Origin of the sequence: Streptomyces sp. NPDC014727 (assembly GCF_043083485.1) — a bacterium.
Lineage (GTDB): Bacteria > Actinomycetota > Actinomycetes > Streptomycetales > Streptomycetaceae > Streptomyces.
The window spans coordinates 1-13123 of record NZ_JBIBYR010000009.1 but is presented as its reverse complement, the minus strand read 5'-3'; the positions used below and the strand labels follow the sequence as shown (position 1 = coordinate 13123).

The 13123-nt window shown below is 68.4% G+C and carries 7 protein-coding genes and 3 pseudogenes; 3 read left to right on the top strand and 7 right to left on the bottom strand.

Annotated features, from left to right (window positions below):
* Nucleotides 1-90: 90 nt before the first annotated feature.
* Complete coding sequence (locus tag ACF1B9_RS16160) at nt 91-735, bottom strand: histidine phosphatase family protein (RefSeq protein ID WP_391740464.1); 645 nt, start codon at nt 733-735, stop codon at nt 91-93.
* A gap of 167 nt (nt 736-902) precedes the next feature.
* Complete coding sequence (locus tag ACF1B9_RS16155; protein ID WP_391795919.1) at nt 903-3770, bottom strand: BTAD domain-containing putative transcriptional regulator; 2868 nt, start codon at nt 3768-3770, stop codon at nt 903-905.
* Between the two features lie 216 nt (nt 3771-3986).
* Between ACF1B9_RS16155 and ACF1B9_RS16150 the strand changes: the two genes are divergently transcribed.
* Entirely contained in the window at nt 3987-4724 is a 738-nt protein-coding gene (locus ACF1B9_RS16150; RefSeq protein WP_391740462.1) for a CHAP domain-containing protein, read from the top strand.
* 89 nt (nt 4725-4813) lie between these two features.
* Here the strand turns inward: ACF1B9_RS16150 and acnA are convergent, their stop codons facing one another.
* From acnA to ACF1B9_RS16130, 4 genes and pseudogenes are all read right to left on the bottom strand, one after another.
* A complete protein-coding gene (acnA, locus tag ACF1B9_RS16145; protein ID WP_391740461.1) occupies nt 4814-7528 on the bottom strand; it encodes an aconitate hydratase AcnA in 2715 nt (904 codons plus the stop codon).
* Nucleotides 7529-7923: 395 nt separating this feature from the next.
* Nucleotides 7924-8716 (bottom strand): annotated as a pseudogene (locus tag ACF1B9_RS16140) (RNA-guided endonuclease InsQ/TnpB family protein); the annotation flags it as partial.
* Between the two features lie 188 nt (nt 8717-8904).
* Nucleotides 8905-8976 (bottom strand): annotated as a pseudogene (locus tag ACF1B9_RS16135) (hypothetical protein); the annotation flags it as partial.
* A pseudogene (locus ACF1B9_RS16130) lies at nt 8946-9266 on the bottom strand (beta-ketoacyl synthase N-terminal-like domain-containing protein). The pseudogenes ACF1B9_RS16130 and ACF1B9_RS16135, both read right to left, overlap by 31 nt.
* Nucleotides 9267-9869: 603 nt before the next feature.
* Here ACF1B9_RS16130 and ACF1B9_RS16125 point away from each other — a divergent pair.
* Together ACF1B9_RS16125 and ACF1B9_RS16120 are read left to right on the top strand one after the other, a co-directional pair.
* Nucleotides 9870-10505, top strand: a complete 636-nt coding sequence (locus ACF1B9_RS16125; RefSeq protein ID WP_391740460.1) for an RraA family protein — start codon at nt 9870-9872, stop codon at nt 10503-10505.
* A 336-nt stretch (nt 10506-10841) separates the two neighbouring features.
* Complete coding sequence (locus ACF1B9_RS16120) at nt 10842-12371, top strand: helix-turn-helix domain-containing protein (RefSeq protein ID WP_391740459.1); 1530 nt, start codon at nt 10842-10844, stop codon at nt 12369-12371.
* 146 nt (nt 12372-12517) lie between these two features.
* Here ACF1B9_RS16120 and ACF1B9_RS16115 read toward each other — a convergent pair whose 3' ends face one another.
* On the bottom strand, nt 12518-12844 hold the full coding sequence (locus ACF1B9_RS16115; protein ID WP_391740458.1) for an integrase: 327 nt from the start codon (nt 12842-12844) through the stop codon (nt 12518-12520).
* Nucleotides 12845-13123 lie beyond the last annotated feature (279 nt).

Below are 13123 nucleotides of genomic sequence, written 5' to 3'. Positions count from 1 at the left end.
CGCGCGGGCGGCCGGTGTCTCGCTCCGAGGCGCCGGCCGTCCGCATGCCGGGCGTCCGGCGAGATGTGGAACGGCCGAGCCCCCGTTCGGTCAGTCCCGCTCCGGGGTGTCCGGAACGGTCCGGGGGAACAGACTCTCGGGCAATGTCACGTTCCACGCCGTGATCACCGGATTGCCGTGCTCGGTGCCGAGCCGCGAGACCGCTCCCGTGGCGAGCTGGAAGAGCGTGCCCTCGGCCGGGGTCAGGCCGAGGTAACGGGCGGTGAGTACGCGCAGGAAGTGGGAGTGGGCGACGAGCGCGATGTCCCCGTCCGTGCCGCGTTCCGCCGTCTTGGCGACTTCGGCCAGCACCCGGTCGGCTCGGGCACCGACCTCGGCGGGTGTCTCACCGGGGTGCGCCCCGGGGCCGGGGGCGACCCCGTCGGTCCACAGATTCCAGTCGGGGCGGGTGCGGCGGATCTCGTCGGTGGTCACCCCTTCGTAGCCGCCGTAGTCCCATTCGCGTAGTTCGGGGGTGACACGGGGTGCGGCGAGCCCGGCGAGCTCCGCGGTGCGCCGGGCGCGTGCGGCGGGGCTGACCAGGGTGAACACGATCCGCCGGTCGGCGAGCAGCGGAGCCAGCGCGCGGGCCTGGTGTTCACCGAGGGGGGTCAGGGGCAGATCGGTGTGGCTCGTGTGCTGCCCGGACCGCGACCACTCGGTCTCACCGTGCCTGATCAGGATCAACTCGCCCATGGGTGTCATCCGCTCTCTGTGCTGTTCGTACTGCGTAACCGGCAAACCCCCTGGTCCACGATCGCATTCCACGCGCCCGGGACGGGGCGGCCGATGCCTCGCTTCCCGGGTACGGCAGGCCCATGTCCCGATCGACGACACCGCATCATCGCAACCGGACAGCGGGGCTAGGACCGACCGGCACATGGGCTGTCCGGGCCATCCGGAACCGGTGGACCGTCGAGTTCACGCAGGAGTACACGGGCCCGCTCCACTTCCGGATTGAGAACACGGAGGTCGAGGTAGATGCCGAGGGCCTCGCGCAAGGCGCCCCTGGCCGATTCGACGGCTTCCGTCGCACGGTAGGTCTGGCCCAGGTGGACCAGCGTCAAGGCCTCGTTGTAGCGGTGCTCCAGTGCACGGTTGAGGTCCAGGCTGTGCTGGTAGCAGTCGATGGCCTTCGTGTGTTCGCCGAGTTGGTGGTAGGCGTAGCCGAGGGTGTCCCAGGTGTTGGCCTGGCCTCGCTCGTCGCCCAGCTCCCGCTGGATGGCCAGCGCCTCCTGGCAGCGGCGTACCGACGCGGTATGGTCCCCGAGTTGGGCGTGGCCCCAGGCCACCGCGTTCAGAGCGCGGGCCCGTCCTGGGAGGTTTCCGACCGAGGTGAACTGTTCGACGGCGCTCTGATCGTGCCGCAGAGCGGCGGCCTCGTCGCCTTCGCGCTCGTACAGCCAGCCCAGGGCGAGGTGGGTGTGGGCGGCACAGAGGAGATCGCCGTTCGCCTCCGAGAGGGCCAGTGCACGGGCCAGTTCCTGGTGCGCTTCCGCGAAGCGGCCGGTCTCCGTGCAGGCCCAGGCGAGCGTCCGACGGGACTCCGCCTGGGCAGCCGGATCCCCGAGGCGAACCGCGGCGGCGAGCGCGGTGCTGTGCACGGCGGTGACGTCTGCCCACCACCCCCGGCGGGCGAGAAAGGTGCTGATCGCCCATGCCGTCCGCCATGCCTGGGCATCGCGCCCGGCGCGTACCGCGTGGTTGACGGCTGCTGTCAGCACGGTGTGCTCGCTCGCGAACCACGCCATGGCCTGGTCGGCGTCGGCGAATTCCTCAAGGCGCGTGCCGTCTTTCGGCGATGCCGACGGGAGCGGGTCGCGGTAGGGCAGCAGGAGTCGGTCGGCTGCGTACGCCGTGTGTGCGTAGTGGTCGAGAACGCGGGTCAGTGCCGCGTCCGCTTCGCCGGCGGGGGCGACGGTTTCCGCCATCTCGAGGGCGTACGCGCGCAGCAGATCGTGGCAGGTGAAACGGCCGGGGACGCGTTCCTGAACGAGGTGGTGGGCCTGGAGGCGGTGCAGCCGTGTACGGAGGCGGGCGAGGGGCAGACCGGTGAGGCTGGCGGCGGCGGGGAGGCTGATGTCGGCCCCGGGTGCCTGGGCGAACTGCCGGAACACCCGGGCGGAATCGGTATCGAGTGCACGATAGGAGGAGGCGAAGACGATCCGTACGTCACTGCTCGTCTCGCCCGTTTCCAGGGCGTCCAGCGGGGTCGCCGCTTCTCGCAGTTCGGCCGCCAGGGCGATCAGGGTGAGCATCGGGTTCGTGGTGAGGCGGGCGGCGAGGACGCTGATGGCGATGGGGAGCCCCGCGCAGTGGTGGAGGAGTTCCGTCGCCGCTGCGGGTTCCGCGGCGAGCCGCTCGGAACCGAGCCGGCGGACGAGCAGGTCGCGCGCCTCGGTGTGGTCGAGCGCTTCCAAGGTGAGCTGGACGGTGCCGTGGGAGGCGGCGAGGCCGGGAAGTTGGTGACGGCTCGTGATCAGAACCGTACAGGTGGGGCTGCCTGGTAACAGAGGCACCACCTGGTCGGTGTCTCGAGCATTGTCGAGCATGATGAGCAGTCGCCTGCCTGCCGTAAGACTTCGGTACAGCGCGGCCTGGGCCTGGGGGGTGGCGGGAAGGCTCCCGGGGTCGGCACCGAGGGCTTCCAGGAATCCCCGCATGACCGTGTAGGGGTCCGCCGGTTCACCGGAGGGGGTGAAGCCCTGCAGATCAGCAAACAGCTGACCGTCGGGAAAGCGCTCTTGCTGGCCGTGGGCCCAGCGCAGTGCCAGCGAGGTCTTGCCGACGCCGCCGATGCCGCATATCGCAGCGATCAGCAGGGTCCCGTTGTGCGGCTCGACTTGCGGATCCAACAGTTTGTCCAAGCAGGCCAGTTCAGTGTTGTGGCCGGTCAACAGAGGCGGCAGAGCCGGTAGTTGTCTGGGGCCCGCGGTGGTGGTACGCACCGAGTCGGGCGTGGCGTCCCGCGCCGGTGGCGCGAGCTGCGGATCCGAGATCAGGATCTGCTGGTGCAATTTCCGCAGCGGTGGCGCCGGGTCGATGCCCAACTCCTCGGCGAGACGACGACGGATGCCCTGGTAGTGGTTGAGGGCATCGGCGGAGCGTCCGCCGCGGTAGAGGGCGAGCATCAGCTGGCCGACAAGCCGTTCGTCCAGAGGGTTGTCCTCGGCGAGGGCGGCCAGCACTGTCACGAGCTCGGTGTGGAACCCGCGGCACAGTTGGAGATCGCCCCAGTCCAGCACGGCTGCGAGGCGTTCGACTTGCGCCGCCTCGCGCTGGGAGCTGAACCACGAGGTGTCCATGCCAGGACACATGTCGCCCTGCCACGTCGCGAGGGCCCTTTCGAAGAGTCTCGCCGCCTCGGTCTCATCCCCTGCGTGCGCGGTGGTTCGAGCCCTGGCAGCGAGCCCCCGGAAGCGGTGCAGGTCGACAGCTGCGGCGGCTACGGCCAGTACGTATCCTCCCGACCGCCGCGCGATCTGCGCCTCCTCGGCCGCGGTGCGCAACGCGAGGCGCAGCCTGGAGAGGTAGCTGTACAGCGTCGAACGGGCGCGCTGTGGGGCTCGCTCTCCCCAGACCCGGTCCACGAGTTCATCCACCGTGACCACTTGGTTGGCTTCGAGCAGCAGCACCGCCAGAACGCGCCGCTGCCGAGCGGGTCCCAAGTCCAGCCGGTGGCCGTCGACCCGGACCTCGACCCCTCCCAGCACACGGAACTCCACCTCCACACCAACCACCCCCGAGGCGGGATCCTAGGCCGAAGCCGGTGGCTTTGAGCAGCTGTTTCAAGCTCTCTTCAAGGTTGGGACACGGTCGGTCGAGCAGGGTGGTGGCCATCCCGTCGGACAGGGTCGGTGACGGGCTGCCGGAGGAGCCAACGAAGCCGGCCGACGAGGACCCACCTGCCGAGAAGCAGGACAACATCCCGATCTCAAGGAGCACACATGCGCATTCGCCATGCCCTGGCAACAGCGTGCCTCAGCACCGCACTCACCCTGGGGATCACGACATACCCCGCGACCGCGGCTTCGTCCAACGTGCCAGGCGACAAGATAGCCGAGCAGGCGCTCAGCCAGTACACCAGCACCAACGCCGAGGTGAAGAAGCGCAAGTACGAGGGCGCGGCCAACGGCGTCAACGCCAAGAACAACTGCAACTTCTACACCGGCTTCTGGACCGACCCGCGCAACCGCCACTTCGACGGCACGAGCGCCCCGCGCACCGGTACCAACCGCGCCACCTGCGGCACGAGCAAGGGCTACATGTACGTCAAGAAGAACAAGACCTGGGTCAAGACCTGGACGCCCGTGAAGTGGAAGTCCCGCGCCTGGTGCTCCGACTTCGCCAAGTACACCTGGTACTGGGGCGGCGCGAAGATCACGGGGCTCAACTCGTCCGCCGGATCCTTCCGCAACTACGGGCGTGCCAACCACACCTGGCACTCGCGCGCCGACGTGGCCAAAAAGAACGGCTACGTGCCCAAGAAGGGCGATGTCGTCAGCTACGACTGGGACAAGAACGGTGTCATCGACCACGTCGGTGTCCTCACCGCGTACAGCACCAAGTACAAGGCGTACTTCTCCGTCGAGGGCAACTCCAGCGAGAAGCTCAACTACAAGAACACCAAGCAGTCGGCGGTGTCACCGTACGTCGTCGGCTACACCTCGCCCCTGAAGCGCTGACGGTGGCCGCAAAACGGTGAGCCGGTACGGGAAAGGGCCGCACCCCTTCGTCCTGCGAAGAGGTGCGGCCCACTGCCCTGCCGGATCGCCTACTTGCGGATCAGGTTGCGGAGCACGTACTGCATGATGCCGCCGTTGCGGTAGTAGTCCGCCTCACCGGGGGTGTCGATGCGGACGACCGCGTCGAACTCCACACCGGTGTCGGTGGAGACCTTGACCGTGCGCGGCGTGGTGCCGTTGTTCAGCTCGGTCACGCCGGTGAAGGAGAAGGTCTCCTCGCCGGTGAGGCCGAGGGACTCGGCGGTCGCGCCCTGCGGGAACTGGAGCGGGAGGACGCCCATGCCGATGAGGTTCGAGCGGTGGATGCGCTCGTAGGACTCGGCGATGACGGCCTTGACGCCGAGGAGCGCGGTGCCCTTGGCGGCCCAGTCGCGGGACGAGCCGGAGCCGTACTCCTTGCCCGCCAGGATGACCAGCGGGGTGCCCGCGGCCTGGTAGTTCTGCGAGGCGTCGTAGATGAACGACACCGGCGCGCCGTCCTGGGTGAAGTCGCGGGTGAAGCCACCCTCGGTGCCCGGGGCGATCTGGTTGCGCAGGCGGATGTTCGCGAAGGTGCCGCGAATCATGACCTCGTGGTTGCCGCGGCGCGAGCCGTAGGAGTTGAAGTCGCGGCGCTCGACGCCGTGCTCCGTGAGGTACTTGCCGGCCGGGGTGTCGGCCTTGATCGCACCGGCCGGGGAGATGTGGTCGGTGGTGACCGAGTCGCCGAGCTTGGCGAGCACCCGGGCGCCGGAGATGTCCTCGACCGGGGTCGTCTCCATCGTCATGCCCTCGAAGTACGGGGGCTTGCGCACGTAGGTGGACTGCGGGTCCCACTCGAAGGTGTTGCCGGTCGGGATGGCCAGGGCCTGCCACTGGGCGTCGCCCGCGAAGACGTCCTGGTAGGACTTGTTGAACATGTCCTCGCCGATGGCGTTGGCGACGACGTCGTTCACCTCGGCCTCGGACGGCCAGATGTCGGTGAGGAAGACCGGCTTGCCGTCCTGGTCGATGCCCAGGGCGTCCTTGGTGATGTCCACCTTCATCGAACCGGCGATGGCGTACGCGACGACCAGCGGCGGGGACGCGAGGTAGTTCATCTTGACGTCGGGGTTGATCCGGCCCTCGAAGTTACGGTTGCCGGAGAGCACCGAGGTCACGGCCAGGTCGTGCTCGTTGACCGCCTTGGAGACCTCCTCCGGCAGCGGGCCGGAGTTGCCGATGCAGGTGGTGCAGCCGTAGCCGACGAGGTTGAAGCCGACCTTGTCGAGGTACGGGGTCAGGCCCGCCTTGTCGAAGTAGTCAGTGACGACCTTCGAGCCCGGGGCGAGGGTGGTCTTGACCCACGGCTTGCGGGTCAGGCCCTTCTCGACCGCCTTCTTCGCCACGAGCGCCGCCGCGACCATGACGTACGGGTTCGAGGTGTTGGTGCAGGAGGTGATCGCGGCGACGGTGACGGCGCCGTGGTCGATCTCGTACGACGTGCCGTCGGGGGCCGTGACCGTGGTCGGACGCGACGGGACACCGTTGGTGGAGGCCGGGGCGTCGGAGGCCGGGAAGGACTCCTTGCCCGACTCCTCGTCCTCGGAGACGTAGTTGCGCACGTCCTGGGCGAACTGCTGCTTGGCGTTCGCGAGGATGATGCGGTCCTGCGGGCGCTTCGGGCCGGCGATCGACGGAACGACCGTCGACAGGTCCAGCTCCAGCTTCTCGGAGAAGTCCGGCTCGGCGGCCGGGTCCAGCCAGAGGCCCTGCTCCTTGGCGTACGCCTCGACGAGCGCGACCTGCTGCTCGCTGCGGCCGGTCAGCTTCAGGTAGTTCAGGGTCTCACCGTCGATCGGGAAGATCGCCGCGGTGGAGCCGAACTCCGGCGACATGTTGCCGATGGTGGCGCGGTTCGCGAGGGAGGTGGCGGCGACGCCCTCACCGTAGAACTCGACGAACTTGCCGACGACACCGTGCTTGCGGAGCATCTCGGTGATGGTCAGCACGAGGTCGGTGGCGGTCGTGCCGGCCGGGAGCTCACCGGTCAGCTTGAAGCCGACGACGCGCGGGATGAGCATGGAGACCGGCTGGCCGAGCATCGCGGCCTCGGCCTCGATGCCACCGACGCCCCAGCCCAGCACGCCGAGGCCGTTGACCATGGTGGTGTGCGAGTCGGTGCCGACGAGGGTGTCGGGGTACGCCTGGCCACCCCGGACCATGACCGTACGGGCCAGGTGCTCGATGTTGACCTGGTGGACGATGCCGGTGCCCGGGGGGACGACCTTGAACTCGTCGAAGGCGGTCTGGCCCCAGCGCAGGAACTGGTAGCGCTCCTTGTTGCGGCCGTACTCCAGCTCGACGTTCTGCGCGAACGCGTCGTTGGTGCCGAACTTGTCGGCGATGACGGAGTGGTCGATGACCAGCTCGGCCGGGGCGAGCGGGTTGATCTTGGCCGGGTCGCCGCCCAGTTCCTTGACAGCCTCACGCATGGTGGCGAGGTCCACGACGCACGGCACACCGGTGAAGTCCTGCATGATCACACGGGCCGGGGTGAACTGGATCTCCTGGCTGGGCTGCGCCTGGGAGTCCCAGCCGCCGAGCGCCCGGATGTGGTCGGCGGTGATGTTCGCGCCGTCCTCGGTGCGGAGCAGGTTCTCCAGCAGCACCTTCAGGCTGTAAGGGAGGCGCGCGGAGCCCTCGACCTTGTCCAGCCTGAAGATCTCGTACGACTCGTCGCCCACGCGCAGCGTGCTGCGGGCGTCGAAGCTGTTCGCCGACACGACAGTCTCCTTCATCAATGTGCGCGTACTCCGCGCCACGCCTCATTGCGGCGGGCGCCGCGTGGTGCCGCCTACGGCCCCTCGACCATCCGCTGAGGTAAGGCTTAGTTAGGCAACCCTTACCGAGTGGTGGCCTACGGTGCGCCTTCGGCATATATCTCGATGTCGAGATAACTCTAGTACATCACTGCCGCACGGTCATGTGCGGGCGGGGTGACCGCTCTCATCCAATCAAGGCGTTCACTCAGCGAACCCAGCCGTTCCGCCTCCTGTCTCAGTGAACCCAGCCGTACGGGTAAATCGTGCTGGGGGTGCGGGGTGGCTGCACCCGCTGGGGCGGATCTTGCAGGGCCGTACTTGAAGTGCTCTCCCGGCTGAAGCCGGGAGATTCCCGCCTACCTTGCGGTGACGGGCTTGACGCCACGGGTGCGTCTGACGACTGCCCTCCCGGCAGCCGGGATGAGCGCGTGGCCCATCCGGTACAGGTGCAAGACGTTTCGGGCGGCGTTGTGGTCGGCGTTGCACGACCATCCGCAGTCCGGGTTCTTGCATACGAACGTGGCCTGGTTCTCCCGGCCGCCCGGCGTGATGAAGCCGCATGCGGAGCAGCGCCGGGAGGTGTTCGGGGCGGGGACCTTGTGCAGGGTGCCGCCGTGGCGGTCGGTCTTGTACGTCAGCATCATCACGGTGCGGCCCCATGCCTCTTGGCTGATGGAGCGGTTCAGGCCGGACTTCTGCGCGACGCTCTTTCCCGGGTTGTCGATGGTGCCCCTGGCGGACTTGACCATGTTCGGGATGTCCAGTTTTTCCACCACGATCACGCGGTAGGTGCGGGCGAGTTCGGTGGTGGTCTGGTGCTGCCGGTCAGTGGCGCGGCGCGTGGCTGTTGCGCGTAGCCGCTTGATCCGGTCGTAGGTGTTGTGGAGTCGGCGGGAGGTGTTCTCGCCGCGCTTGAGGAAGCTCTTGCGGTGCGCGGCGCGCCGCTCCAGGCGGAGCAGCTTGGCCTTCTCGTCGGGCGTCGATGCCGGCTTCGGGGCCCGCGTGCGGTTGCGGTGCGGTGTCGAGGGTCTGGACGCGGAAGGCGATGTGCCAGCCGAGGGCGTCCTTGACCAGTCGGGCCCCGGTGATCCGGTTGTCCGTGCTTGCGTTCTTTGGACGAGACTGACGTTGTGTCCGCCGAACCCGAACGAGTTGGCCAGCGCAGCAGACCAGCGGCCGGTGCGCCGCTCACCGCGCACGACGTCCAGTTCCACGCGCGGGTCGGGTTCGTCGAGGTTGCGCGTGGCCGGCACCGTGCCGTTCGTCGCCGTCACCGCAGCGCGGCTGCCGATCACCCGGCCGATCGCCTCGGCTTCCGCCAGGTCACCGGACTCCGTCGAGGTGGCGTGGGCGTGCACGACCCCAATGTCCGCCGGGGTCAGACCGGCGTCGCGCAGCGCCAGTTCCATGGCGAGGGCCTGGCCTTCCGCGTCGGGGCTGTGATGTGGTTCGCGCTCGAACTCACGGCACTGCCGGCCAGTGTTCCGTAGGCACGTACTCCACGGGCCCGGGCGAACTCGGCGCGTTCGAGAACCATCATCCCCGCGCCCTCGCCCATGACGAACCCGGACCGTTTGACGTCGAACGGTCAGGACACGGTCTCTGGGTCCACGGGCTGCGTCGACAGGGCCTTCATCTGGGCGAATGCCGCGATGGTGAAGGGGTGCAGGCATGCCTCCACCCCACCTGCGACGACCACGTCCGCCCGCCCGCTGCGGATCAGATCCTGCCAGTTACGGGTCACACGAGCCTCCTTGAATTGTGCGGATGCTACATAGCACCCGACTTGCCCTCATGGGGATCGTGCCAGCATGCAGAAGATAAATCAGGAGAGAAGTCGACCGATTCGGATGCGAGAGATTGTCATATTCCAACCATGCGTAACTTCACCGAGACAGGGCAGGGCCGCCCTCGGCCGTCGACGGAACGACGTCGGTCCGAAGCCGTAGCCAAGGACCTCCCAGCCGCCCCGTCCAGTACCGCATCTCCCGCGACGCCCGCCACCGCCCGCGCCCGCAGAACGGGCATCACCCCTCCCGGCTCTGGGAGCCTTCACCGTCGGCACCACGGAGGCGGTCGTCGCCGGGCCGCTCCCCGAGGTGGCCACGCGCTTCGGTGTCCCGCTGCCGCGGCGCCCGTCCCCCGATGCCTCGGCAGCCGGTCGGCCCCGCCCTGACGCTCGCCGCCGCGACCCGGACCCACCCCGCCGTTCGGTAGTCTCGCCGCCGCACGCCGCCCGCCCGGTGCCCCGATGGGTGTATCGGCCCCCGGAGCGGTACGGGTGCCCGGACGAAGGAGGAACATGAACGACGTCACCGAGTTCAAGGACATCTCCCCGACCACCCTCGCCGATCTCCTCGGGCGGGAACAGGTCATGGACCTCGGCATCCGCCCCCTGTGGCCCTCGATGCCGCGCGTCGCCGGCCCGGCGTTCACCGTACGGTGCCCGCCGGGCGACAACCTGATGCTTCACGCGGCCATCCACCGCGCGGAACCCGGCTCGGTCGTCGTCGTCGAAGCGGGCGACGTGGACTACGCGCTCGCCGGCGGAAACGTCTGCGCCGTCGCGCAGCGGCGGGGGATCGTGGCGTTCGTGACCGACGGGGCGATCCGTGACCTCGCCGAGGTGCGCGACATGGGCTTTCCCGTCTTCGCCAGGGGGGTCGTCCCCATCCCCGGAGCCAAGAAGGCCGTCGGACCGCTGGGCGGTCCGGTCCGGTGCGGCGGCGTGGACGTCGACGCCGGCGACATCGTGGTGGCCGACGAGGAGGGCATCGTGGTCACTCCCCGTGCCCGCCGGGCCCAGGTACTCCTCGATGCCCGAAAGAAGTTGGCCAAGGAAGCAGGCGAATCCCTCGACGACTGGGAGAAGGCGCATCGCGCCCGCATCGACAGAATCCTGGCCGAAGGGGGATTCGAAGGCGCCGTCGAGGGCTGATTCGAGGAACGGGCAGCGGACCGGGCCGACGCTGCGCTCCGGCCGGATCCACGCTGTTCCCGACGGCCTTGTCCTGGCCGCACCCGCCGGGTGGGGCCAGGACAAGGCCGGTGCGCGCGTTCCCCGTTCCCCGTTCCGTTCCCCGTTCTCCCCCGGACGGACGTACACCGTTCGCAATCACGCCGATCCGGGTGAACCATGGAACGCACGGTGCGCCGGTCGCCGCACCCTTCACACGCGACCGGCCGCGCAACTTCCGTGCCTCCACGCCCTGCCGTCACCCGAATGCCACACCCCACCACAGGTCTCATCTCATATCTGAGATAACCTTTCGCCATGTCAGACGATTACCTCGTACGCATCGGCAAGCTCATACGTGACGCCCGTCAGCACCGGGGCTGGACACAGAGTCAGCTCGCCGAGGCGCTCGCCACCAGCCAGAGCGCCGTGAACCGCATCGAGCGCGGCAACCAGAACATCAGCCTTGAGATGATCGCGCGCATCGGTGAGGCACTCGACAGCGAGATCGTGTCGCTCGGCTACGCCGGGCCCATGCACCTGCGAGTGGTCGGCGGTCGCCGGCTCTCGGGCTCCATCGACGTCAAGACGAGCAAGAACGCGTGCGTGGCCCTGCTCTGCGCCACACTGCTCAACAAGGGCCGTACGGTGCTGCGCCGAGTGGCCCGTATCGAGGAGGTCTACCGTCTCCTGGAGGTGCTGAACTCCATCGGCGTGCGGACCCGGTGGATCAACGACGGTACCGATCTGGAGATCGTCCCGCCCGCCCGGCTCGATCTGTCCGCCATCGACGCGGACGCCGCCCGGCGGACCCGTTCCATCATCATGTTCCTCGGCCCGCTGCTGCACCGGATGGACTCGTTCAAGCTCCCCTACGCGGGCGGCTGCGACCTCGGTACGCGGACCATCGAGCCGCACATGATCGCGCTGCGCCGGTTCGGCCTGGAGATCGCCGCGACCGAGGGGCTCTACCACGCCCAGATAGACCACTCGGTCACACCCGACCGTCCCATCGTGCTGACCGAGCGCGGGGACACCGTGACCGAGAACGCACTGCTGGCCGCCGCCCGGCACGACGGCACGACCGTCATCCGCAACGCATCCTCCAACTACATGGTCCAGGACCTGTGCTTCTTCCTGGAGGCGCTGGGCATACGCGTCGACGGCATCGGCACCACCACTCTGACCGTGCACGGCTCCCCGCACATAGACGTGGACGTCGACTACTCCCCCTCCGAGGATCCGGTCGAGGCGATGAGCCTCCTCGCCGCCGCCGTGGTGACGGAATCCGAGCTGACGATCCGCCGGGTACCGATCGAGTTCCTGGAGATCGAGCTCGCGGTGCTGGAGGAAATGGGCGTCGACTGCGACCGTACGACGGAGTACGCCGCCGACAACGGCCGTACCCGGCTGGTCGACCTCAGGGTCCGGCCCTCCAAACTGGAGGCGCCGATCGACAAGATCCACCCCATGCCGTTCCCCGGGCTCAACATCGACAATGTGCCCTTCTTCGCGGCCATCGCCGCCTCCGCCCAAGGTCAGACCCTCATCCACGACTGGGTCTACGACAACCGGGCCATCTACCTCACCGACCTGAACCGCCTGGGCGGCAGGCTGCAACTCCTGGACCCGCACCGGGTGCTGGTCGAGGGCCCGACCCGGTGGCGCGCCGCCGAAATGATGTGCCCGCCCGCACTGCGGCCCGCGGTGGTGGTGCTGCTCGCCATGATGGCGGCGGAGGGCACGTCCGTACTGCGCAATGTGTATGTGATCAACCGCGGTTACGAGGAGCTGGCGGAGCGGCTCAACTCCGTGGGAGCGCAGATCGAGATCTTCCGCGACATCTGATCGACGAGTGCCGCCGCACCCTGTCTGACCTGCACGAAAGCGGTTCAGGAGGGGGCACGGCGGCACCCGTGGGACTTCTCTGGGACTTTGCGCCTGAGGTGGGCTCCTGCGAGCCTTGTCCGGGCCCGACGCCGTCCGGGCCGAGGCTACGCGAAGATCGCGTCGATGGCGGCGGTGCCCCGTGCGCCTGCGCGGGGCAGGAAGTGGGAGTACTTGCGCAGGGTGAACCCGGGGTCGGAGTGGCCCAGCCAGCGCGCCAGGGAGACGACAGATTCGCCGGCCTCCAGTTCCTCGGAGGCGTAGAAGTGGCGCAAGGCGTGGAAGCCGTGCTCCCGGGACGGCTCCCATACTCGGGACCCACTCCGGTCGCTCTCTTGCAGCGGAGCGATCACGCCCGCTCCGGCCAGGGCCGGCTTCCAGGCGTAGGAGTTGAAGAAGTTCCGGTTGATCGCCTTCCTCTCGCGTCCCGTCACCAAGAGGCTGTACGTCCTCGGCCGCCGGTGTTTGGCTTCCACAGGCGTCTCAGGGGGACTCGGATCATCCCAGGGCAGCGTGACAGGCACTGGCGCGAAGAGTTCCATGTGCCGCTGGATGGTCCGGGCCACGCTCTTAGCCTGGGACTGTAAAACGTTCGGCTCTGGCTCACATTCGGTGGTGACGCAGCGTGCCGCTATCCGAGGAGGATGCGGTGGCGAAGAAGGGTGAAGCCTGCTCGTCCATGCATCTGGCGCGCGATCCGCTTGGTCTTGGTG

Excerpts from the sequence above, each read along its gene's own strand:
- ACF1B9_RS16160 (WP_391740464.1), bottom strand. The coding sequence starts at position 735 with ATGGGCGAGTTGATCCTGATCAGGCACGGTGAGACCGAGTGGTCGCGG.
- ACF1B9_RS16150 (WP_391740462.1), top strand. The coding sequence starts at position 3,987 with ATGCGCATTCGCCATGCCCTGGCAACAGCGTGCCTCAGCACCGCACTC.
- ACF1B9_RS16125 (WP_391740460.1), top strand. The coding sequence starts at position 9,870 with ATGAACGACGTCACCGAGTTCAAGGACATCTCCCCGACCACCCTCGCC.
- ACF1B9_RS16120 (WP_391740459.1), top strand. The coding sequence starts at position 10,842 with ATGTCAGACGATTACCTCGTACGCATCGGCAAGCTCATACGTGACGCC.